The organism is Parafrankia sp. FMc2 (assembly GCF_041008525.1).
Lineage (GTDB): Bacteria > Actinomycetota > Actinomycetes > Frankiales > Frankiaceae > Parafrankia.
Genome location: NZ_JBFLUG010000378.1, coordinates 1 through 1530, shown reverse-complemented (window position 1 = coordinate 1530; position 1530 = coordinate 1). Strand labels below are relative to the sequence as shown.

The following is a 1530-nucleotide window of genomic DNA, read 5'->3' as shown; positions in this document are numbered from 1 at the left end:
AGAGCAACCAGGGCGGCGTGGCCGCCACCCTTTCGTATGAGAATTTGAGTCCGGCCGCGGGACGGCTGTGGTCCTGATGTTGGCCGTCGGGCTGTTGTGGTCCGGTGCGGTCACGGACCGGACACGATGCTCGGTGCTGTCCGGATCGACGTCGGCGATCTCTGGTGCTCAGAGCCCGTCCAAGAGTATGGCGGTGGAGGTTCTGGGGCACTCTTTCCTGCTGCCACGAGCGCGTTCCTCAGTTTCCTGTGTTCAGGGCCTCTCCGGACAGCACCTACAGAGTTCCTGACCACGGAGGGTGACAGATGCAGGTGTTATTTCCGCGGTGCGCGGGTCTCGATGTGCACCGGGACACGGTCGCCGCGGCGGTGCGTATCCAGACCGGTTCAGGTAAGGCGGTGACCGAGGTACGGACCTTCACCACGACCGGGGGCTCCCTCGGGCTGCTCGCGGACTGGCTCACCGAAAACCGGGTGACCATCGTCGGAATGGAATCGACAGGCGTCTACTGGAAGCCCGTGTTCCACATGTTGGAGGACCGGTTCGAATGCTGGCTCCTCAACGCCACCCACGTCCGTAACGTACCAGGCCGAAAAACAGACGTGGCCGACGCGGCCTGGATCTCGGATCTCGTCGCGCACGGCCTGGTACGCGCCTCGTTCGTACCCCCGAAACCCCAACGGGATCTGCGTGATCTCACCCGGGCCCGGCGGATCGTGGTCGAGGAGAAGACCCGGGAGATCCAGCGGCTGGAAAAGCTGATGCAGGACGCCGGAGTGAAGCTCACCAGCGTCGCCAGCAAACTGCTGGGAGTCTCCGGCCGAGCGATCCTGGAGAAGATGATCGAGGGAGAGCAGTCCCTGGAGTATCTCGCTGATCAGGCCCGCGGCCGACTCCGCAGCAAGATCCCTCAACTACAGGAAGCGCTCGCGGGAACGTTCCGTTCCAGCCATCACGGCTTCCTCGCCGCGCAGCTGCTGGCACGGATCGATCTGTGTGACGAACAGATCGACGAGCTTGACCACCGGATCGGGGTGATGATCGCCCCTTTTCGGGAGACGGTCGACCGGATCCGTACGATCACCGGGGTGGGTGAGGTCGTCGCCACCGTGCTGCTCGCCGAGGTCGGCCTGGACATGAGCCGGTTCCCCACCGCCGGTCATCTCGCGTCCTGGGCGGGTATCTGCCCGGGGAACAACGCCTCCGGTGGGAAACGCCTGTCCGGTCGGACCCGTCACGGCAACAAGTGGTTACGGACCGCGTTGACCGAGGCCGCGCACGCCGCCGCCCGGAGCAAGGACACCTACCTGGCGTCGCACCACGCCCAGATCCGCGGCCGCCGCGGCGTCCTGAAAGCCATCGGTGCCACCCGCCACGACATTCTCATCGCCTACTGGCACATCATCGCGAACAACACCGTCTACCAGGACCTCGGCGGAGACTGGCACGCCCGCAGACGCCGGGACCCCGAACGCCGCCGGAAGAACCTCGTCGGTGAACTGGAGAAACTCGGCTACACCGTCACCGTCA

Annotated in this window: 1 protein-coding gene; it reads left to right on the top strand. The window is 65.2% G+C overall.

Going from position 1 to position 1530, the window contains the following annotated elements; all coding sequences use genetic code 11:
- Nucleotides 1-305 precede the first annotated feature (305 nt).
- On the top strand, nucleotides 306-1530 hold a 1225-nt coding region (locus tag AB1460_RS37390), incomplete at its 3' end, for an IS110 family transposase (RefSeq protein WP_368967281.1).